Source organism: Gibbsiella greigii (assembly GCF_039540155.1).
GTDB lineage: Bacteria > Pseudomonadota > Gammaproteobacteria > Enterobacterales > Enterobacteriaceae > Gibbsiella > Gibbsiella quercinecans.
In genome coordinates, this window is sequence record NZ_BAABEM010000047.1 from 77,462 (window position 1) to 98,962 (window position 21,501).

Annotated in this window: 20 protein-coding genes; 8 read left to right on the top strand and 12 right to left on the bottom strand. The window is 57.5% G+C overall.

Annotated features, from left to right (window positions below; genetic code table 11):
- Window positions 1-2: 2 nt before the first annotated feature.
- From AC559G_RS20265 to AC559G_RS20280, 4 genes are all read right to left on the bottom strand, one after another.
- A complete protein-coding gene (locus AC559G_RS20265; protein ID WP_498914270.1) occupies window positions 3-1,139 on the bottom strand; it encodes an ATP-binding cassette domain-containing protein in 1,137 nt (378 codons plus the stop codon).
- Window positions 1,136-2,875 carry an ATP-binding cassette domain-containing protein gene (locus AC559G_RS20270; RefSeq protein WP_498914272.1) on the bottom strand — a complete coding sequence of 580 codons (1,740 nt, stop codon included), beginning with the start codon at window positions 2,873-2,875 and terminating at the stop codon, window positions 1,136-1,138. Before AC559G_RS20270 ends, AC559G_RS20265 begins: the two co-directional genes overlap by 4 nt.
- Window positions 2,876-2,946: 71 nt before the next feature.
- Window positions 2,947-3,942, bottom strand: a complete 996-nt coding sequence (hlyD, locus tag AC559G_RS20275) for an HlyD family secretion protein (protein ID WP_498914273.1) — start codon at window positions 3,940-3,942, stop codon at window positions 2,947-2,949.
- Between the two features lie 20 nt (window positions 3,943-3,962).
- The gene (locus AC559G_RS20280) at window positions 3,963-4,661 is read right to left on the bottom strand and encodes a CerR family C-terminal domain-containing protein (protein WP_346080832.1); all 699 of its coding nucleotides are present in this window, start codon (window positions 4,659-4,661) and stop codon (window positions 3,963-3,965) included.
- Window positions 4,662-5,015: 354 nt separating this feature from the next.
- Here AC559G_RS20280 and rhlE point away from each other — a divergent pair, with 354 nt between their 5' ends.
- The 4 genes from rhlE (at window position 5,016) to AC559G_RS20300 (ending at window position 9,690) form a co-directional block, all read left to right on the top strand.
- Complete coding sequence (gene rhlE, locus AC559G_RS20285; protein ID WP_498914275.1) at window positions 5,016-6,383, top strand: ATP-dependent RNA helicase RhlE; 1,368 nt, start codon at window positions 5,016-5,018, stop codon at window positions 6,381-6,383.
- 211 nt (window positions 6,384-6,594) lie between these two features.
- Window positions 6,595-7,560, top strand: coding sequence for a D-2-hydroxyacid dehydrogenase family protein (locus AC559G_RS20290; protein ID WP_498914277.1), 966 nt, complete (start codon window positions 6,595-6,597; stop codon window positions 7,558-7,560).
- Window positions 7,561-7,626: 66 nt separating this feature from the next.
- Window positions 7,627-8,571: a tRNA dihydrouridine(16) synthase DusC gene (gene dusC, locus AC559G_RS20295; protein WP_498914279.1), complete on the top strand. Its 945-nt coding sequence runs from the start codon at window positions 7,627-7,629 to the stop codon at window positions 8,569-8,571.
- Window positions 8,572-8,835: 264 nt separating this feature from the next.
- Window positions 8,836-9,690, top strand: a complete 855-nt coding sequence (locus AC559G_RS20300; protein ID WP_498914280.1) for an ATP-grasp domain-containing protein — start codon at window positions 8,836-8,838, stop codon at window positions 9,688-9,690.
- Between the two features lie 80 nt (window positions 9,691-9,770).
- Here AC559G_RS20300 and ansP read toward each other — a convergent pair whose 3' ends face one another.
- Entirely contained in the window at window positions 9,771-11,237 is a 1,467-nt protein-coding gene (gene ansP / locus AC559G_RS20305; protein WP_498914281.1) for an L-asparagine permease, read from the bottom strand.
- 284 nt (window positions 11,238-11,521) lie between these two features.
- Here ansP and AC559G_RS20310 point away from each other — a divergent pair, with 284 nt between their 5' ends.
- Window positions 11,522-12,148 (top strand): LysE family translocator, encoded by a 627-nt coding sequence (locus AC559G_RS20310; protein WP_498914282.1) that lies wholly within the window; start codon window positions 11,522-11,524, stop codon window positions 12,146-12,148.
- Here the strand turns inward: AC559G_RS20310 and AC559G_RS20315 are convergent.
- Complete coding sequence (locus AC559G_RS20315) at window positions 12,145-12,705, bottom strand: DedA family protein (protein ID WP_498914283.1); 561 nt, start codon at window positions 12,703-12,705, stop codon at window positions 12,145-12,147. The genes AC559G_RS20310 and AC559G_RS20315 overlap by 4 nt on opposite strands.
- 79 nt (window positions 12,706-12,784) lie before the next feature.
- Window positions 12,785-13,468, bottom strand: a complete 684-nt coding sequence (locus AC559G_RS20320; RefSeq protein ID WP_498914284.1) for a DJ-1/PfpI family protein — start codon at window positions 13,466-13,468, stop codon at window positions 12,785-12,787.
- Window positions 13,469-13,619: 151 nt separating this feature from the next.
- Here AC559G_RS20320 and AC559G_RS20325 point away from each other — a divergent pair, with 151 nt between their 5' ends.
- The 3 genes from AC559G_RS20325 (at window position 13,620) to AC559G_RS20335 (ending at window position 17,159) form a co-directional block, all read left to right on the top strand.
- Entirely contained in the window at window positions 13,620-14,723 is a 1,104-nt protein-coding gene (locus AC559G_RS20325; RefSeq protein ID WP_498914285.1) for a Rossmann-fold NAD(P)-binding domain-containing protein, read from the top strand.
- Window positions 14,724-15,161: 438 nt separating this feature from the next.
- On the top strand, window positions 15,162-16,088 hold the full coding sequence (gene pbpG, locus AC559G_RS20330) for a D-alanyl-D-alanine endopeptidase (protein ID WP_498914286.1): 927 nt from the start codon (window positions 15,162-15,164) through the stop codon (window positions 16,086-16,088).
- Between the two features lie 153 nt (window positions 16,089-16,241).
- The gene (locus AC559G_RS20335) at window positions 16,242-17,159 is read left to right on the top strand and encodes a DUF808 domain-containing protein (protein ID WP_416261925.1); all 918 of its coding nucleotides are present in this window, start codon (window positions 16,242-16,244) and stop codon (window positions 17,157-17,159) included.
- A gap of 29 nt (window positions 17,160-17,188) precedes the next feature.
- Here the strand turns inward: AC559G_RS20335 and AC559G_RS20340 are convergent, their stop codons facing one another.
- The 5 genes from AC559G_RS20340 to AC559G_RS20360 form a co-directional block, all read right to left on the bottom strand.
- Entirely contained in the window at window positions 17,189-17,743 is a 555-nt protein-coding gene (locus tag AC559G_RS20340) for a GNAT family N-acetyltransferase (RefSeq protein WP_498914287.1), read from the bottom strand.
- Window positions 17,744-17,870: 127 nt separating this feature from the next.
- Window positions 17,871-18,896 carry a MerR family transcriptional regulator gene (locus AC559G_RS20345; RefSeq protein WP_498914288.1) on the bottom strand — a complete coding sequence of 342 codons (1,026 nt, stop codon included), beginning with the start codon at window positions 18,894-18,896 and terminating at the stop codon, window positions 17,871-17,873.
- Between the two features lie 143 nt (window positions 18,897-19,039).
- A complete protein-coding gene (nlpA, locus tag AC559G_RS20350) occupies window positions 19,040-19,852 on the bottom strand; it encodes a type 2 periplasmic-binding domain-containing protein (RefSeq protein WP_498914289.1) in 813 nt (270 codons plus the stop codon).
- Between the two features lie 120 nt (window positions 19,853-19,972).
- Window positions 19,973-20,692, bottom strand: coding sequence for a DUF1460 domain-containing protein (locus AC559G_RS20355; RefSeq protein WP_498914290.1), 720 nt, complete (start codon window positions 20,690-20,692; stop codon window positions 19,973-19,975).
- A gap of 33 nt (window positions 20,693-20,725) precedes the next feature.
- Window positions 20,726-21,193 (bottom strand): acyltransferase, encoded by a 468-nt coding sequence (locus tag AC559G_RS20360; RefSeq protein WP_498914292.1) that lies wholly within the window; start codon window positions 21,191-21,193, stop codon window positions 20,726-20,728.
- Window positions 21,194-21,501: the final 308 nt, after the last annotated feature.

Sequence of the window (21,501 nt, forward strand, 5' to 3'; positions counted from 1 at the left end):
CCTTAATCCAACCGCCGCTGGGTTTTCCAGGCCGTCAGCCCGATAAACACCACCGCAGAAGCGATCAGCAACAGCAGATTGATGATCAGCACCGTGCCGATATTCCCAGCCAAAAACAGCGTTTGCAGGGTACTGACGAAGTAGCGCGCCGGAATGAGGTAGGTGAAGGCGCGCACTACCGCCGGCATACTGTCGATTTGGAAAATAAACCCCGAAAGCATGATTGAAGGCAGGAAAGCGGCGTTCAGCGCCACCATCGCCGCGTTGAACTGATTGCGCGTTACGGAAGAAATCAGCAGCCCCATGCCGAGCGTGCTGGCCAGGAACAGGCTGCTGATGATAAACAGAATCAGCCACGAGCCGCGGTAAGGCACCTTGAGCACGAAGAGCGATATCACCATACACAACGCCATGGCGAGCATACCCAGCAGATAGTAGGGCAGCAGTTTGGAGAGCAGCAGCTCGCCGCGCGTCACCTGCGTCGACAGCAGGGCCTCCATGGTGCCGCGCTCCCACTCGCGGGCGATCACCAACGAGGTCAGGATCGCGCCGATCACCGTCATGATGATGGTGATCGCCCCAGGAATGATGAAGTGCTGGCTTATCGCCGCCGGGTTGAACCAGTAGCGCATCTGGATCTCGATCAGCGGTTTATCCTCCTGCCCGCGATCGGTAGCGCGCTGCTGCTGCCAGATCTGCCATACCCCCTGGGTATAGGCCTGCACAAAGTTGGCTGTGTTGGGTTCGCTGCCGTCGGTGATGACCTGGATCGGTGCCTGATCGTAAGGGCGCGCCATACGTTGGGCAAAATCAGTGGGGATCACCACCAGCCCGCGGATCTCACCGGCCTGCATTTTCTGGATCAACGCCTGCCGGTTATCGCTGACGGTCGGATCGATATACGGCGATCCGGTAAACGCACTGACCAGATCCCGTGCTTCTTCGTTTTGCTGTTCAAGCAAAATGCCCAGCCGCAGTTTGCTGGAATCCAGATTGATGCCGTAGCCGAAGATAAACAGCAGCAGCAGCGGAATGACGAACGCGATCAGCCCGCTGCTGGGATCGCGCAGGATCTGGCGGGTTTCTTTCAGGCACAGCGCGCGCAAACGCCGCCAGGAAAAGCTGCTGCCTTCGCTCATGATGTTTTCTCCTGCCGATCGTAGCCTTGCACCAGCTCAATAAACGCATCTTCCATTGAGGGATTGGGATTCTGTTCGCTGGCGACCTGGTGTTTAAGATCGTCCGGCGTGCCGGCGGCGATAATCTTGCCGTGATACACCAGCCCGATGCGATCGCAATATTCCGCCTCGTCCATGAAGTGGGTGGTCACCATGACCGTCACGCCTTTATCCACCATGCCGTTGATATGCAGCCAGAATTCACGCCGGGTTAGCGGATCGACCCCCGAGGTGGGTTCGTCGAGGAACAGAATATCGGGTTCGTGCATCAGCGCGCAGGCCAGCGCCAGGCGCTGCTTAAACCCCAGCGGCAGCGAGTCCGGGGTTTGGTCGATAATCGGGCCGAAGTTAAATGCGCGCGACATCTCATCGATTTTATCGCGCTGCTTTTTGCCGCTGAGGCCATACACCCCGGAAAAGAACTTCAGGTTTTGCCCCACCGTCAGGTTGCCGTACAGCGAGAATTTTTGCGCCATATAGCCCAGGCGCTGGCGTGCTTTGCCGGAGCTGGTTTTTAAATCCATCCCCAGCACCAGAGCCTTACCGCCGCTGGGCGTCAACAGGCCACACATCATTTTGAAGGTGGTGGATTTGCCCGCGCCGTTTGGCCCTAGCAGGCCGAAGATTTCGCCGCGCTGTACTTTGAAATCCACGTTATCGGTGGCGGCGAAGTTGCCAAATTTTTTGGTCAGCCCTTGCGCTTCAATCACGGTTTCCGTGCTGTCGCCTTGCACCGTCGGCATAATCTCCGCCAACGCCGAGCGGCTGTTGGGGCCGCCGCCGAGCAGATCGATAAACGCATCCTCAAAACGCGGCTCGGCTTCATGCAGTTCGGCCTTTGGCAGATCCAGCGCTTGTAATATCTGCTGGTGTTCGGCGGTGGGTTTTAGCATCAGGCGCAGGTATTTGCCCTGGATCACCCCGTCGGTGACCGCCGGCAAGCAAATCGCGCGCTGTAACAGTGCGCGCGGGTTGTCGCCCGGCGCATCAAGCAGGATCGAACGGCCGGCCATGCGTTGGGTCAGCGCCTGCGGCGCGCCGCTGAACAGCAATTCGCCTTCATTCATCAGCAGCACTTCCCGGCATTGTTCGGCCTCATCAAGATAAGAGGTGCTCCAAAGGATCAGCATGCCGTCGTTGGCCAGTTCATGCACCATACGCCACAGTTCGCGGCGCGAGATCGGATCGACGCCCACCCCAGGCTCATCCAGCAGCAGCACCTGCGGCTGACCAACCAGCGTACATGCCAGCCCCAGCTTTTGCTTCATGCCGCCGGAAAGCTTGCCGGCCAGGCGATCGGTAAAGTGGGTGAGATCGGTAAATTCCAGCAGTTGTTTGAAGGTTTGCTGGCGCGCTTCGCCGGTGACGCCGCGCAGATCGGCATACAGCGTCAGGTTTTCCATCACCGTCAGGTCTTCATACAGGCCGAATTTTTGCGGCATATAGCCAAGAATGGCGTGCAGTTGACGATCCTGGGCGATCGGATCCAACCCGGCGACGCGCAGTTGGCCGCTGCTGGGTTTCAACAGCCCGGCCAGCATGCGCAACAGCGTAGTTTTGCCCGCGCCGTCCGGCCCGACCAGGCCGGTCACCGCACCGCTGCGTAGCGTGGTGGTCAGGCTGGCGACCGCCGGTTTTTCGAGTGACGGAAAGCGTTTTTCCAGCGCTTCCAGCTCAATCACATGTGCCTGTTCCATGACATCCCTAACGTCAGAAGCTATCAACGAGGTATAGCGTTTGCAGGCTGCCGGGCAGCCTGCGCCGAATCCTACTGGGCGGCGCCGTTGTCAAAGCGCAGCGTCACTGGCATCCCTTGGCGCAGCGCATCGTCGGCGTCGGTCACCACCACGCGCAGGCGGTAGACCAGATCGGTGCGCAGGTCTGGCGTTTCGACGCTTTTTGGCGTGAACTCGGCGGTGGGGGAAACAAAACCGATCCTGCCGTGATAGGGCTTATCCGGCCGGCTGTCGGTGTAAATGGCAAGCTGGGTGCCCGGCGCCGCCTGGCCCAGGTGGGCTTCGCTGACGTAGGCGCGTACCCAAACCGGGTTGGTTAGCGAAACGGTGAACACAGTGCTGCTGGCGCTAAGCATGGTGCCTGGCTCCACCGCACGGGTCAGCACCGTACCGGCGGAGGGGGCAAGCAGGGCGGTATCCTGCAGGTTGAGTTGCGCCTGCGCCAATGCCGCCTGGCTTTGGGCCAGAACGGCCCTGGCCTGTTCGATTTCCTGCGGGCGGTTGCCGCTTTGGTATTGGGTGAGTTTATCTTTCGCCGCTTGCAGATTGGCCTGCGCCTGGTTGCGCGCGGTGCGGGCATCTTCCAGGGCGTCTGCCGACGTGGCATTTTTGGCCCACAGCCCCTGCTGGCGTTTTAAAAAGCTGTCGGCATAGCTGAACGCCGATTGCCGCTGCGCCACCTCTGCGCGCACCTGGGCGATCTCTTCATTGCGGTAGCCGGCCAGCAGCAGATCCAGCTTGGCCTGTGCGCTGCCGACGTTGGCTTCTGCTTGCCGCAGTGCGTTGATATAGGGGCCATCGTCCAGTTTGCCGAGCGGTTGCCCCGGTTGGACGCGATCGCCTTCATCAACCGCCAGCGAAGCCAGGCGGCCATCAACGCGGAAACCGAGATTAACGGTGCGGATATCGACGTTACCGTACAGCGTCAGCGGTGTGTTTTGCCGCTGCTGGTAAGATAAAAATCCATAGACGACGGCGGCGATTGCCAGAATAGCCACCACCACAACGGCACTTCTTTTCTTGTTCATAACACTCCCTGCCAGCGTTTTTATGCGCTATAGCGCTGATGCAACCCGTGAACCAGAAGATCGATATGTTCAACTAACACGGCCCTGATCTGCGCCGCCTGTTCCTCGCCAATTTGTTGCCAGCCGGCCTGCCGGCAGATGGTTTCCCGCGCCACGCGGAACGCCAGTACTTCGCCGATCAGCGCATGGGTATGCAGCACGACTTTGTCTGATTCCGGCGCCATACCGGTGCTGGCCGCCATCAACCGGCACAGTTGGCTATGGACCGGCGCCGTTATCTGCTCGTGGATCAGCGGGAAGACATCGGTGGGCGACAATTGCTCGCGCGACATGATTTTGCTTATCTTGATGGTTTGCGGCTGAGTCATCAGTTCACTTAGCATCAACAGCCCGCGCTTAAGGTAGTGCAGGTAGCTTTCAGGCGGGCGCTGCGCGGCCGGCAACAGCCAGAAACGCTCAATTTCTTCGGCCAGCGGGCTGAATGCCTGCTGGAAAAAATCAGCGATCCACTGTGCTACGGCACGATACAGGCCTTCTTTTGAATTGAAGTAGTAGGTGATGGCGGCGATATTTTGCCCGGCCAGCCGGGCGATTTCCCGCGTCGTGGCGCCGCGCAGGCCGTATTCGCCAAACACCTCGATGGCGGCGGCGATCAGCTGCTGGCGCGCCTGTTCGCCACGTGCCTGGCTGGCAACCTGTTTATTCTCCGCTGAAGGCATCACACGCATCCATAAAAATTAATCAATCATATGATTAACTTTAGGCCTCGTAGTGGGCCATGTAAACCGGCCCGCGCGTTTTTCTCCTGCGCGGTCAGCCAGGTTTGATGGCGTTTATCGCGTGTTGCAGCGGCATTGTGCGTTTCATCACGTAAAATTGCTTTTTTTTCTTCGACTTCTGCTACAATCACACGCTTGGTGCACTGCAGTTTGTGCCAATCCCTCGTGGTCATCCCGGGAATGTTGCCAGCGGCTGAATGCCGGGCACATCCTTATGCCCCGTCTGATCATCCTCCCAGGAAACTGCACCGAACTGATGTTCAGGTTAGGGGGGATCTGGAGTTTTTCTCTACTATGTCATTTGAAAACCTCGGCTTAAGTGCTGAAATTCTGCGCGCTGTTGAAGAACAGGGCTATCGCGAACCTACGCCAATTCAGCGTCAGGCCATTCCTGTGGTATTGGAAGGCCGCGATCTGATGGCCAGCGCCCAGACCGGCACCGGGAAAACCGCCGGTTTTACCCTGCCGTTACTGCAATTGCTGAGCAAACATGACCATGCGGTCAAAGGCCGTCGCCCGGTGCGGGCGCTGATCCTGACGCCAACCCGTGAATTGGCGGCGCAGATCGGCGAAAACGTCGTGGCGTATAGCAAACACCTGCGCCTGCGTTCGCTGGTGGTGTTCGGCGGTGTGAGCATCAACCCGCAGATGATGAAGCTGCGCGGCGGCGTCGACATTCTGGTGGCAACGCCGGGGCGCCTGCTGGATCTGGAACACCAGAACGCAGTGGATCTGTCGAAAATTGAAATTCTGGTGCTGGATGAAGCCGACCGCATGCTGGATATGGGGTTCATCCACGATATCCGCCGCGTGCTGGCCAAGCTGCCGTCAAAACGCCAGAATTTGCTGTTCTCCGCCACGTTCTCGGACGATATCAAAGCGCTGGCGAGCAAACTGCTGCATAACCCGGCCTCCGTTGAAGTGGCGCGCCGCAATACCGCCTCTGAACAAGTGGCGCAGAGCGTGCACTTTGTGGATAAAAAGCGCAAGCGCGAGCTGCTTTCCCACATGATCGGCGCCGGCGACTGGCGCCAGGTGCTGGTGTTTAACCGCACCAAGCACGGCGCTAACCACCTGGCGGAGCAGTTGAATAAGGACGGCATTACCGCCGCTGCCATTCACGGCAACAAGAGCCAGGGCGCGCGCACCCGTGCGTTGGCCGATTTTAAAGACGGCAGGATCCGCGTGCTGGTTGCGACCGATATCGCCGCCCGCGGTCTGGATATCGATCAGTTGCCGCACGTCGTGAACTACGAGCTGCCTAACGTGCCGGAAGACTACGTGCACCGTATTGGCCGTACCGGCCGTGCCGAACGTACCGGCGAAGCCGTTTCACTGGTTTGCGTGGATGAGCACAAACTGCTGCGCGATATCGAACGGCTGCTGAAACGCGAGATCCCACGCATTGCTATCCCCGGCTATGAACCGGATCCGTCCATCAAGGCGGAGCCGATCATCAACGGCCGCCAGGGCGGCGGGCGTGGTACACCGCGCGGCAATGGTGGTGGGCAGCGCCGTAGCCAAGGCGGCGGTCAGCGCTCTGCCAACGGCGGCGGCCAACGCGAAAGCCGCGAAGGCGGCCATGCGCGCCCGCAGGGTGAAGGCCAGCGCCGCAGCGGTGCGCCATCACGCCGCCCGCGCAGCCGTAAGCCTGCGGAATAAATAACGCGGCGCGAATACCACGCGCACGGTTCTTTCAATGCCAGCCAGAGCGATCCGGCTGGCATTTTTTTATCGTCATTTCCCCGCCGGCCGCTTGCGAAAATGTTAACCGCCCGGCATTAACGGCGTGCCGGCGCCGTTTGTTGCAGTTGAACGGCTCGATCCGTACTACGCTGTAATGCGGCGGAATGCGCCGGCGAGGGGAAAATGAATGAAACTCAAATGTGCCATACTCGACGATTACCAGCAGGTGGCGCTGGCGATGGCGGATTGGGCGCCGCTTGCCGATCGGGTTGAGGTGTTTAGCTTGCGCGAACATATTGCCGACGAGGCGCAACTGGCCGCACGGATCAACGATTGCGCGATTGTGGTGATTATGCGTGAGCGCACGCCGATCACCGCAACGTTATTGGCCCGTTTGCCGGCGCTGAAGTTGTTGGTGACCTCGGGGATGCGCAACGCCGCGGTGGATTTGGCCGCCGCGGCGCGCCAGGGCGTGGTGGTGTGCGGAACCGACAGCGGTTCCGCTCCGCCGATGGAATTGACCTGGGCGTTAATCCTCGGCCTGACCAAACACCTGATGACGGAAAGCAGCGGCCTGCGCCACAACGGGCCGTGGCAACAGCAGGTGGGAGTCAGCCTGTATGGCAAAACCCTCGGGCTGCTGGGGCTTGGCAAAATCGGCAGCCGAATGGCGGCGGTAGGGCAGGCGTTTGGCATGCGCGTTATCGCCTGGAGCCAGAACCTGACGGCACTGCGGGCGGCCGAAGTGGGCGTAGCCCTGGCGCCATCCAAACAGGCGCTGTTCGAGCAAAGCGATGTGCTTTCCGTGCACCTGGTGTTGAGCGAACGCAGCCGCGGCCTGGTGGGGCGGAACGAACTGCGCGCAATGAAGCCCGGAGCGTTCCTGATTAATACCTCGCGGGCGGCCATTGTGGATCAGCCGGCCTTGCTTGAGGCCTTGCAGCAGGGCTGGATCGCCGGCGCCGGCCTGGACGTGTTTGAGCAAGAACCGCTGCCGGCCAACCATCCGTTGCGCCGCTTGCCTAACGTGCTGGCGACGCCGCACCTGGGTTATGTCGCCGACAGCAACTACCGAACTTACTTTCAGCAGGCGGTGGAGGATATTCAGGCTTTTGTCGATGGCGCGCCGGTACCGCGGCGGATTGTTGCATGATGGGCTTGTCGCGCGCAGGCATTAGCTCGTATTATTGCGCGTCTTTTTTGCTGGGGTGGTTTGTTCATGCGTGTGTTACTGGCTCCGATGGAAGGAGTGCTCGATTCTTTGGTGCGTGAATTACTCACCGAAGTGAACGATTACGATCTTTGCATCACCGAGTTCCTGCGCGTTGTCGACCAACTGTTGCCGGAAAAATTGTTCTACCGGCTGTGCCCGGAATTGCGCCATGCCAGCCGTACCCCGTCCGGCACTCTGGTGCGTGTTCAACTGCTTGGCCAATACCCGCAGTGGCTGGCGGAAAACGCGGCCCGGGCGGTGGCGCTGGGTTCTTATGGTGTTGATCTGAACTGCGGCTGCCCGTCCAAAACGGTTAACGGCAGCGGCGGCGGGGCGACGCTGCTCAAAGAGCCGGAGCTGATTTACCAAGGGGTGAAGGCGATGCGCGCCGCCGTGCCGGCGCATCTGCCGGTGACGGTAAAAGTGCGCCTGGGGTGGGATTCATCCCATTACAGCCTGGAAATTGCCGATGCCGTGCAGCAGGCCGGCGCGACGGAGCTGGCGGTGCATGGCCGCACCAAAGAAGACGGTTATAAAGCCGAGCGCATCAACTGGCAGGCGATTGGCGAAATTCGCCGCCGCCTGACGATACCGGTGATTGCCAACGGCGAAATCTGGGACTATCAAAGCGCGCAGAATTGTCTGCAAGCAACTGGCTGCGATGCGGTGATGTTGGGGCGCGGCGCCCTGAATATACCGAACCTGAGCCGGGTGGTGAAATATAACGAACCGCGGATGCCATGGCCTGAGGTAATGCAACTGTTGCTGAAATATGCCTATCTGGAAAAACAGGGCGATACCGGCCTTTACCATGTGGCGCGAATTAAACAATGGTTAGGCTATTTACGTAAAGAATATAGCGAAGCCAGCGAAATTTTTAGCGAAATTCGTTCGCTCACCCGTTCTGCCGATATTGCCAAGGCTATTTGCCGCAATGCGGAAATAGCATAGTATTCAAATTATTTAAATGATTTCTATTGAGGAACTTCCCGGTTTAATCTGGCGGAATTCAGCCGGTATATTGGCAGGTTACTCTCATTTATTCGCAGTAAATTGATTGCATTGCATTGTTTTTTAATGAAATTCATCTATTTTTCATATTTTTCACTCCCCAGTTTTTTATGATTATATAAATTTTCACTGTGCCCGGTTAGATGCGTCACTTAAGCTTTTTATCTGAATTTTTTTGCATGTATGTGGTCATGGAAGAAAAAAATGAGAAGCCTTATAAAACGCCTTTACCAGGCCGCTCCCGATTTTATTTATTACCAGGTGGGCTATTATGCAACACACGGTTCCTTCGTTAACTTCAAAAACCCCCGCACTTTCTCCGAGAAAATTTACTACCGTATGCGTTACCCGCGTGAAGAATTCAGCCAGATTGCGGATAAGGTCGCGGTGCGTAAATATATCGCCAGCCGGGTGCCGGAAAAATATATGGCGCCGGTGATCCTGATAACCGAAGAATTTACCATGCAGGACTACCAGGCTTTGCCCTCTGCGTTTGTTATCAAAACCAATAATGCCTCGTTGCAGGTGATGATTGTGAAGGATAAAACGCAGGTCTCGTTCCAGGATATTCAAAATACGCTGAAGCAATGGGCGAAAGTCACCTACTGGAAGCGCTATCGTGAAAAGCACTACGCGAATATCCCGCCGAAAATCATCGTCGAAAAACTGCTGGATATTGAGGTTAATGGCGAGCTGATTGACTATAAAGTGCATGTTTTCAACGGCAAGGTGCCATACCTGTTTGTTGAGCTGCTGCGCGGCGGGCCGCACCCGACCTCATTGGAATATCTGGATGAGCACTGCCACCACTGTTTTTTCATTCAGGATGATATCCCGCAATTGAACACCCTGTATGAAAAGCCGCGCTTCTGGGATGAAATGATTGACGTCGCCAAGGCGGTGTCTGCGGATCTGGATTATTGCCGGGTCGATTTTTATCTGACGCAGGAACAGATCTATATTGGCGAACTGACGCTAACCCCCGCGGCCGGTAATGAGGTGTTCCTGCCGCATTCCACCGATCGCCTGCTGGGTGATCTGATGGTGCAAGAATGGTGAGTGCTTACCGGCGTTTTAACGCCGTTCAGGCATAAAAAATCCCCCGCGTTGAATAACGGCGGGGGAGTATGGCGTGGCGATCAGCGGTCGGTTTTTTCTTCGAGCGCTTTTTGCTCGTGTTTTACTTCCGCCGCGCGTTTACGCAGCCCGAACCAGCCAAGCACCAGCAGCAGGGCCAGCAGTGGAATGGTGGCCACGGTCCAGGTGCCGTTCGGGTAGTCAAACGCCATCATGACCAGCACCACCAACAGGAACAGCAGCGTTATCCATGAGGTGACAGGCGCCCCCGGCATTTTGAAGGAAACCGGCTTGGCTTTGCCTTCCTTGATGGCTTTGCGCAGGCGCATTTGGCAGATGATGATAAATGCCCATGAGCTAATAATGCCCAACGAGGCGATGTTAAGCACAATTTCGAACACCTGGGATGGCACCAGGTAGTTCAGAATTACGCCCAGCACATAGATGCAGCAGGTGACCAGAATGCCGGCATAAGGCACCTTCTGGCTGCTCATCTTCGACATTAGCTTCGGCGCGGAACCGCCCATCGACAGAGAACGCAGAATACGGCCGGTGGAATACAGCCCGGAGTTCAGGCTGGAGAGCGCGGCGGTGAGCACCACAATGTTCATGATGGTGCCGATATAAGGCACGCCGAGCTTGCTAAAGAAGGTGACGAACGGGCTTTGCCCTGCCTGGTAGGCATTCCACGGCAGCAGCAGCACCAACAGCACCACGGAGCCGACGTAAAACAGGCCGATACGCCAGATCACGCTGTTGACCGCCTTGGGCAGCATTTTTTCCGGGTCTTTGCACTCACCGGCGGCGGTGCCGATCAACTCCACGCCGGCGAAGGCGAAGATCACCCCCTGCATCAGCACCAATGCCGGCAGCAGGCCGTGCGGGAATACGCCGCCGTTTTCAGTGATCAGGTGCATGCCGGTGGTGTTGCCGTCGATCGGTGTGCCAACCCCGAGCAACACCACGCCGACCACCAGAAAGGCGGCGATGGCGGCCACTTTGATTAGCGCAAACCAGAACTCCATTTCGGCGAACCATTTCACACCGATCATGTTCATGGTGGCGACGATACCCAGCGCGCACAGGGCGAACAGCCACTGCGGCACGTCGGCAAAGGTTCCCCAATAGTGCATATAAAGCGCGACCGCGGTGATATCGACAATGCCGGTCATTGCCCAGTTGAGGAAGTACATCCAGCCGGCAACGTACGAGGCTTTTTCGCCGAGAAATTCACGGGCGTAAGAGACGAAGCTGCCGCTGCTTGGGCGGTGTAGCACCAACTCGCCCAGCGCGCGCAGAATGAAGAAAGAGATAATGCCGCACGCCAGATAAACCAGCGCCAGCGCCGGGCCGGCCTGTTCCAGACGGCCGCCGGTGCCGAGGAACAAGCCGGTACCGATCGAGCCACCGATGGCGATCATTTGGATCTGCCGGTTACCCATGCTTTTGTGGTAACCGGATTCATGGGAGTCTAACCAACGTCTTCTGGCTGCGAGCTTGTCGTGCGCAGATTTATTATGTGATTTCATCGTTCGTCCTGTTTTCCTGTCTATCGTTTTCTGCCCTCAAGGGAGCAAACGATTGCTATCGCTAATCGTTATTACGAAGGAGCATCGCCACATTTTGCCGTTTGTTTTTTGTGCGGCGGCTGAAAAATAACAGCGAAGCATGCTACCTTTTCTCTGGAAATGAGGCAAAAAATCCTGTGCCAAAATCGTTATTATTTGTTTTTTTCTGTTGTTTGGCGTTAGAAACGGAATATTATTCAAAAGGATATAGCAGCGTTTGGCCGGGGTGTCAGAGGAAGATAACTATGCTTAATGAAACCGTAATGTCCGTTTTGGGTATCACTGGGGTGATAGCACTGGGTGCGATGAGCCCGGGGCAAAGTTTTATCCTGGTTGCCCGTACCGCGGTGGCCTCGTCGCGCCGTGCGGGCATGGCCGTGGCGCTGGGGATGGGCGTGGGCTGCTTTATTTTTGCCCTGATCGCACTATTGGGCCTGCAGTCACTGTTGCTGGCGTTGCCATGGCTCTACGGCACGCTGAAGGTTCTGGGCGGCCTGTATCTGGTTTATCTTGGCATCAAGATGCTGCGAGGGGCTCGCCGGCCTTTAGTGCTGGCGGCACCATGCGGGCAACCGCTCGGGCTGTGGCAGGCTTTCTGCACAGGTTTATTCACCCAATTGGCTAACCCGAACACCGCGATTGTGTTTAGCGGCGTGTTTGCCGCCTTGCTTAGCCACAAAATCCCGCTGGTGCTGTACATCGTATTGCCGTTAATTGCACTGGCGGTGGATTTGCTTTGGTATGCGTTTGTGGCCTTTGTCTTGTCGTCGCCGCGCCCGCGGCAAGTGTATCTACATTTTAAAGCCGGGTTTGATCGGCTGGGTGGCACGATGCTGGCGCTGTTTGGCGCCAAACTGATGCTGAACCGCTAGGCCTTACGGCGGCGCCACCAGTGGCGCACCAGCAATACCACCAAAATCACCAACGCGACGAACAGCAGGCTGGAGAGCTTTTTGTCGAAGCCAGCAACAAAGTGTTCCATTGCCCGGCCGCCAAAATAGCCCAGCATGACGAACAGTGTGGCCCACAGGATGGCCCCCAAAATATTCAGTGGCACAAAGCGTGACGGGGGTAGCTTGCTGGCGCCGATCAAGACTGGGCCGATAATGCGAAAGCCATACATAAAACGCACGCCGATGACAAACAGCATCGGGTGGCGGGTAATCAGCCGTTGTGCGCGCGTGATGCGTTGCTGCTGACCTTTCAGGCGCGAAATCACCCGTTCGCCATAGCGGCGCCCGGCAAAATACAGTAATTGATCGCCCAGTGTGCCGCCAAACGCCACCACGGCAATCACCCACGGCCAGTGCAACAACCCTTCATGTGCCGCGATGCCGCCCAACAGCGTGATGGTTTCCCCCTCCGCCAGGCAGCCGAAAAACAGCGCCCAATAGCCGTATTCGCTAATATAGTGTGCCAGGATGTTCATCCTTAAATCCTTGTCTTGCCTGCCAATAGGCGCTCATTATACCCTTTGCCGCCCAGGCTGTATTGAACCGCTGCCGGGGTTAACCGCATCTGGCGGCAATCTGCGCGACCAGCGCCTGCCGTTGCCGCAGGCTTTCGGCCATAGTTTCACGCATCTTTTTTACTATCGCTGGCGGCGCCAGTGCCGGCGTGCCGCCGACAAACGGCGGGGCCGGAGCATATTCAAAGCCCAGTTGAATGGCCTGTGCGGTTTCCTCACCGTGCAGTTCGGCGATGAGCGTCAGTGCGAAGTCAATCCCGGCTGTGACGCCGCCGCCGGTGATCACATTGCCATCGCGCACCACACGCTCGCTGCTGGCAATGGCGCCGAACAGCGGCAGGCAGTCGCACATCGACCAATGGCTGGTGGCGCGTTTGCCGCGCAACAAGCCCGCGGCCCCCAGGATCAGCGAACCGGTGCAGACGGATGTGATATAGCGGGCGCCGCGCGCCAGGCGTTGGATCTGCGCCATATATTGCTCATCCTGCATCGCCTGGGTACAACCGCCGCCGCCCGGCACGCACAGCACGTCGCAATGGGCGATCTGCGCCAATGGCCGCAAGTGGTTGAAAGACAGGCCATCCCCGTCGATCTCTGCGCCGTCTACGGAGGCGACAATAGTTTCGGTATTGGGCATCCGCGAGAGGAACTGATACGGGCCGGTAAAATCAAGCTGGGTGACGCCAGAATAAAGCGGGAAAACGATCGTTAACGGTTCGGCCATGATTTTTACCTTGAGCGGATGATTTAACCTGAGTAATGATAGTTGCCAATGTTCTGATATTGCCAATGTTCTGATATTGCCAATGTTCTGATAGATAGCAAGGCTGCTGTTGAAGGCCATGACAGGCGGTAAAGCGAAAAAGGAGTGCGGGATGTGCCTGGATTTTGAACGTGAACTGAATTGGGCGTTGGGCCAGATGCCGCGCACCCGGGCGGCGGTGGCGGCATTGCCGGATCTGCACGGCGTGCGCCTGGCATGTAGCATGCATTTGGATCTGAAAATGGTGCCGCTGGTTGCCGGCCTGCTAAACAAGGGCGCGGCGGTGTATCTGACCACCTGCAACCCCACCACAGTGCAGGATGAGGTGGTGGCCTGGCTGGAGCGCCACGGCGCGCAGGCTTTTTCCTGGCGAGATATGGATCAGGCGGATTGGGTGGCGTCTTTCGATCGCGCACTGGCCTGGGGGCCGACCCATCTGTGTGAGATGGGTGCCGATCTGACCGCCCGCCTGCACCAGGCAGGGTACGATTTGCCGATCAAGGCCGGGCTGGAAGCCACCGGTTCCGGCATCAGCCGGCTGGACGGCATGGCGCCGCGTTACCCCATCTTCAACTGGGACGATCTGCCGGTTAAAGAAGGGCTGCATAACCGCCATATGGTTGGCCTGACGGCCTGGCACACTTTTTTCCAGACCACCCGGCTGACGCTGCATGAAAAATGCGTGCTGGTTATCGGTTATGGGCTGGTGGGGCAAGGCGTGGCGGCGGCTGCCAGGGCCTATGGCGGGCAGGTAATGGTGGCTGAAATCGATTCGGCCCGCGCTCTGCAGGCGCGCTATGACGGTTGGCAAGTGGTTGATTTGGCGGAGGCGGTGCCGCTGGCCGACGTGATAGCCACCGCCACCGGGGCCAGCAATGTGCTTTGCGCCCGGTATTTGCAGCAAACCAAAAACGGCGTATTTATTCTCAACGTTGGCCACGTGGCGGCGGAAATCGACGTGGGTTTTCTGCAGACGCTGCCGCACAGCCAGCCGATGCCGTTTATTGATGCCTACCAGATGGGCGACAATACGCTTTATCTGTTGGCCAACGGTTCGATGCTGAACCTGACGGCCGGCTATGGCGATAGCCTGAACGCTTTTGACGTTACGCTGGCGGTGATGGCGGCGGGCATCGGCCATATCATCGGTGCCGGCGCGCAACAGCCCGCCGGGGTGTATCTGTTGCCCCGTTCCGCCTGGCAGGCGGCGCTGTAACTTTTGTATGATTTGCCCGCACCCCAGAGCCACCGCGGGCTGCGTTAGGTTTCTATAGACAGAATTTGTCACAAATCGCCACTGACAATCACAGTGCTAACTTTATTAGGCTCACATATAATTCGCCCCATGAATGTTTGGCGATCGCCGGTTTCCCTCACCCCGGCCCTCTCCCAAGGGGAGAGGGGGCGCCTATATTGATATTGGCTCTGGTCGTTAGCGCTGATGCAAGCTAACCATTTCTTCTCCCAAGGGGAGAGGGGGCGCCCATATTGATATTGGCTCTGGTCGTTAGCACTGGTGCAGGGCTAACGATTTCTTCTCCCAAGTGGGAGAAGGCTTACCCAGATAGTCAGTGCTAACTATCCCCTCTCCCTTTGGGAGAGGGCTAGGGTGAGGGCGACAAACAGCAATCTTCCCTTATTTGTGACAAGAGTAATGCATGTGAAAATCCGAGTACTTGTTTTGGCCTTGCTCGCTTTACAAGCGGGCGCAGGCCTGGCGCCGCGCGCGCTGGCCAGTGAAAATACCCCTGCGTTACATGCCACCCAGCCGGAACTGGCCTCCGGCAGCGCCATGGTGGTGGATATGCACACCCATAACGTGATTTATGCTCGTAACCCGGATGAAGTGGTGCCGATCGCCTCCATCACCAAGCTGATGACGGCGATGGTGACGCTGGATGCTCACCTGCCGTTGGATGAAATGCTGGCGGTGGATATCCATCAGACCCCGGAAATGCGGGGCGTCTATTCCCGCGTGCGGTTGAACAGTGAAATCAGCCGCAAGGATATGCTGCTGCTGGCGCTGATGTCTTCCGAAAACCGCGCCGCTGCCAGTCTGGCGCATCATTATCCCGGCGGGTACGACGCCTTTATCCGCGCCATGAACGCCAAAGCGAAAGCGTTAGGGATGACGCACACCCACTATGTGGAGCCGACCGGGCTATCAATTCATAACGTTTCGACCGCGCGCGATCTGACCAAGCTATTGATTGCCACCAAACAGTACCCGCTGATCGGCCAGTTGAGCACCACCACCGAACGTATGGCGGCGTTCAAGGGGCCAAACTATACCTTGCCGTTCCGTAACACCAACCACCTGGTTTATAACCCGAAGTGGAATATCCAGTTGACAAAAACCGGCTTCACCAATGAGGCCGGCCACTGCCTGGTGATGCGCACGGTGATCGGCAGCCGCCCGGTATCGCTGGTGGTGCTGGATGCCTTTGGTAAATATACCCACTTTGCCGATGCCAACCGCCTGCGCAGTTGGATTGAAACCGGTAAGGTGACGCCAATCCCACCGGCGGCGCGTGATTATCGCCGGCAAAAAGATGCGCGCCTGGCGCAGAACGCAGAATAACCCGCCTTTGCCTGCCGGGTTTTCCGGCAGGCTCATTTTCTCTTTTCTTTCATCGCCTGATGAAAGTTAGCCACGCATTCGCTGCTAAATCCCGCTATGCTAGTTACTGTATTGCATTGTCATATTTCTTTTTTTGATTAAGGATGGCGCATCTTGGCCGGAAGTAGCTTACTGACGTTAATCGATGACATCGCCTCGTTGCTGGATGATGTCTCGCTGATGACCAAAATGGCGGCAAAAAAAACCGCCGGCGTACTGGGTGATGATTTGGCGCTCAATGCCCAACAGGTGACTGGGGTTTCCGCAGACCGTGAATTGCCGGTGGTATGGCGCGTGGCAAAAGGCTCGTTTGTCAACAAAGCGATTCTGGTGCCGCTGGCGTTGTTGATCAGTGCGTTTGCCCCCTGGGCGATCACCCCGTTGCTGATGGTGGGCGGCGCCTATCTCTGCTTTGAGGGCTTTGAAAAGGTGTTCCACAGCCTGTTTCACAAGAAAGGGGAAGGGGAAGACAAAGACGGCCCGGGCGCCAATGAAGACGTGGCGGCCTATGAAACCCGTAAGATTACCGGCGCTATCCGTACCGATTTTGTGCTGTCGGCCGAAATTATCGCCATTACCCTGGGCACCGTGGCCGCCGCCACCTTTACGCAACAGGTGATTGTGCTGTGCGGTATCGCCATCGTTATGACTATCGGCGTGTATGGCATTGTGGCGGGCATTGTGAAGCTGGATGATTTGGGGCTGTATTTAAGTCGCAAGACCAGCACGCTGGTGCGGAGCGTGGGCAACGGCATTGTGCGTGCAGCGCCGTACCTGATGAAAACGCTGTCGGTGGTGGGCACCATTGCCATGTTTATGGTGGGCGGCGGCATCCTGACTCATGGCCTGCCGGCGGTACACCACCTGTTTGAAGGCTGGGCAGCAGACACCTCGGTGGTGCCGACGTTCGGCCTGCTGCTGCAAGGCGTCGTGCCTTCGCTGCTGAACGTGGTGTTCGGCATTGTTGCCGGTGGCCTGGTGCTGCTGGTGGTTTCCGTACTGGGCGCTATCCGCGCACGCTACAAAGCCTGATTCCCCGCCGTCTGCACTGACACTGCCGGTTAAACCGGCAGTGTATGATTGCTTTCCCCTAGCGGCAGTTGCATCACATGCGTGTCGCGCCAACTGCCCAGCTTGAAGCCGACGGCGTTGAGCGTGCCGACGCTGGTGAACCCATGCTTGCGGTGCAACGCCAACGATCCGAGGTTCTCTGCCGAATTGCCGATGATGGCCAGCATTTGCCGCCAGGGCCCCTGTTCACAGCGGGCGATCAGCGCCGCCATCAGGCTGCTGCCGATCCCTTTGCCCTGCATCCCTTCGGCAATGTATACCGAGTTTTCGATGGTAAAACGGTAGGCGGGCCGCGGCCGGTATTGCGCGGCGTAGCAATAGCCCACCACTTGGCCGTTGAGCCGGGCTACCAGCCAGAACAGATCGTCTGCCAATACCTTTTGGCGGCGTGCTTCCATTTCAGCCAGCGACGGCGGCGTTTCCTCAAATGAAGCGGCACCGTACAACACATGGTATTGATAAATCTGCTGCACGGCGGCCATATCCTCAGCGTTGGCATCGGTGATGGTGAACAGGGCGGGTGCCGGCGTTGCGGATGACGACATATATGTCCTTGTAAATATAGAGGGAATCAGGCCGCGGCGGCGGCATGAAAGATAGTGCCATTATGCCCTTGGTTTTTTAGCCCGATAAATTGATTTTTGCTATGACGGTCATAAGAAAAACATCGGATCAGCGTTGCATGCCGTGCCCTATTGCCTGTTGCAGATAGCTGAGCAGCGCCGGCGTGAGCCAGGTCCCCTCCGCCAGCGCCGGTTCCTGCGCCATGGCATGGCGGATTTTCGCCTGTGTGGCGGGATCGTCGCTGGCGTAAGAGCGAAACAGCGCCAGCCACTCCCCCGCCAGTTGCCCTGCCTGGGCGGAGCTTGCCGGCACGCCGTCTGCCATTGCCCGGTGGAATTTGGCAATCAGCGGCGGCCATTCGTGCAAGCGATCGAAATAGTGCCGCCGGACATACGCATATTCATCTGCCGACAGATAGTTTTGGAAAATCGCCAGCTTGCTTTCGCCAAATGCCCGGGTGATGTAATCCACCACGGCAGGCGTGATACCGGTTTGCTGGCGTATGGCGGCTTCATGGCTATGCATGGCGTTCAGCTTCACCAGAAACGTCGGGTTATTGGCGGTATCGCGTTCCAACGTGCACATCCAACGGCGCGCCAGCGCCTGTGCTTGCGGGGTTTGTTCACTGGTGCCGGTATCGAGCAGCGCCTGAGCCTCGGCAACCATCTCTGCCCACTGTTGTTCACGGGCTTCATCAGGCTGGTAAAAGGGTAACTGCGCCAATTCATCCACGGTAAAATAGTTATCGTACATTGCCATTAACTCCAATGTGGTTAGCCAATCATTCAGTTCAGGTTCATCCCCGGCGGTCAACTGTGTATGCAAATGCTGCAGCCGGCCACGCAGCGCGGTCATCTGCGCCAGTTGCCGATCGAGCATGGTGATTTGTTGTTCGATGACGAAAGGCAGCGCCGGATCGGCGCGCTGCAGAATGGCGCCGACTTCCGCCAGTGCGACACCCATGCGGCGCAACGCCTGGATATGATGCAGCCGGGTGATATCCGCCCAGTTATACAAACGGTAACCGGCTTCGGAACGCGCCGAGGGCACCAACAGCCCGATGCTGTCGTAGTAATGCAGCGTGCGGATCGTAAGCCCGCAGCGGCGTGCCAGTTCGCCAACTTTCAATAGCATAAGATGATCTCCGTGATGCCTGTGGCGCAGACTACTGCCTGACGCGGCGTCAGGGTCAAGCGCGGGATTGCGGATTATTTGCTGTTGTTGCCGATCACGGCAAAAAAGGGGCTCCTCCCGCCGGGAGGAGCGATCGCGGGGGGTTACCAGCCTTTAACTGCGCCGCCGTTGAAGATTTTTTCCGCGGCGGCGGCGACTTCGTCCGACTCATAGGCTTTGACGAAGTTCTGCACATTTTGTGCGTCTTTATTGTCTTCACGTGCGACCACGATATTGGTGTACGGCGAATCTTTATCTTCGATGAAGATCCCGTCTTTGGTTGGCGTCAGGCCAGTTTGGTTTATGTAGGTGGTGCTGATAATCGCCACCGTGACTTTGGGATCGTCCAACACGTGCGGCAACTGGGCGCCTTCCAGCTCCATGATCTGGTAGTTGTGCGGGTTGGCGCTGATATCCAGTGCGGTGGGTAACAAGCCTTTACCCGGTTTCAGCGTAATAAGCCCGGTTTTTTGCAGCAGCAGCAATGCGCGGCCCAGGTTGGTGGGATCGTTTGGGATCGCAATCACGTCTCCATCCTGCAGCGCTTGCACCGATTTGATCTTTTTAGAATAACCGGCCATGGGGAACACGAAGGTATTGCCTACTGCCACCAGCTTGTAGCCATGATCGCGGTTTTGCTGTTCCAGGAATGGGCGGTGTTGAAACACGTTTGCGTCCAGTTCACCTTTGTCGGTTGCGTCGTTCGGCAGCAGTGAGCCGCTAAAGCCGACCAACTCGACATCCAGGCCATATTTTTGTTTCGCCACCTGCTTGGCGACTTCCGCCACGTCTTGCTCGGCGCCGTTGATCACGCCGACCTTGATATGATTTTGATCCGATTTCCGATCGCAGCCCTGCAGCAACAACGTTGCCGCCAGAGCCGCTGCCAATGCGCCGTAGCGCCAGCGGGTTGCCATAATCTACTCCCTGAAAAACAATGAAAAAATGTGGTTTTTGTGCTGATAGCTAAACGCAGGGCCGGAGCGATGTCAAACAGCCCTTAAGCATAAGTGGCTATGGATAATAACCATTAATTATTATTCTGGCCGCAGCACCACGATGCCCGGGGTGGCCCTGATGTATTCGATAAAAGGGGAATCGACCACTTTGTGCCGGTTTGGGTGAGAAGATGCATGGCGTAGCACCGGCCCGGCCGCGGTGTGTACCAGAATGCCGACGTGGGTGACGTCCAAACCGGCGAGCGGGGTATAAATGCCGATGTAATCACCGCTGTGCAGGCGGGAAATGCAGCCAGCGTCGACCTCTGCGCCGGGGATGTGGGTGATGGCGCGCGCCACCACCGGCAGGCCTGCCAGATAAACGCTCCCGTCGGCCTTTTGGTTAAGGCTTTTTTCGACCGTTACGGCCAGTGAACCGATCCGGGCCGTGATGTCGCGGGCCAGGGCTTTACCGCGCCAGGCCCAGTCGCTAAAGAAATGCTTGCGCTGGAGGAAGCTGATTTCACCATCGGCATAGCGGGTTTCAATCAGGTTTTGTATAAACGTGGGCACGCTGTTTGATACGCTCAGCGCGGCGACATAATCGAGCAAGGTGAAGCAGTCCAGCCCGCGGAAATCGATGATTAACCGTTCCGGCACCGTCGCCGAGCCGACAAGCTGGTTGGCCGCATAGGGGATCCCCAGGAATTGCTGCGCCAGCAGTGCGCACAGCTCACCTTTTGCAGCGCCTGGCGGGGTGGCCGCGCGCAGCGCGAGGCAGGCCTGAAGGGTATGCAAGGTTTGCGGATCGAGCGTCATCGTATACCTGTTTATTTGAGGCATGGCGCAAGCTTAGGGCAGCGCTCTTAATAGCCTTGCCGGGTTGCCGGCGTAAATGCCCTTGCGGGCGATATCACGAGTCACCACCGCTCCGGCGCCGATTACCGCACCGCTGCAAATGGTTACCGCCAGAATGGTTGCGCCGGAGCCGATCGAAACCCGATCGCCAATCCAGGTGTGCCCCCAGCTTTCTGGGTTGGCGTCCGGCGCGCCCTGTTTGAACAGATCGTTAGCGAACATCACGCCGTGGCCGATAAAACAATCCTCGCCAATGGTCACGTATTCACAGATAAAACTGTGGGATTGCACTTTGCTGCGGGCGCCAATGCGGGTATTACGTTGGATCTCAACAAACGGGCCAATAAACACCCCGTCGCCAAGATGGCAGCCGTACAGGTTGCAGGGTTCGATCACCGTGACGTTTTCGCCGGTTTCAACATCAACGATGCCTGCCTGAAGGGGACGCAGGGAAGATGACATTAGGGTGCCTCATCGGGGAGCGGTGGCTTGATTATATACTCTAAATAATTCGAGTTGCAGGAAGGCGGCGACACAGCGAATCCCCAGGAGCTTACTCGAGTAAGTGACTGGGGTGAGTGACAAATCTGCCGGGAGCAGATTTGAACGCTGTGGGCAGCGGCCCCGAAGGGGTGAGGCCCATGGATAATGAGATGGACGCTCCAACGTTGACGGCATCTAAGTGCCAAAATACGAGCGTAAACTCAGCAGAAGGAGCGTCCAAATGCAAGTATCTACTTTGGGTATCGACCTGGCAAAAAATGTTTTCC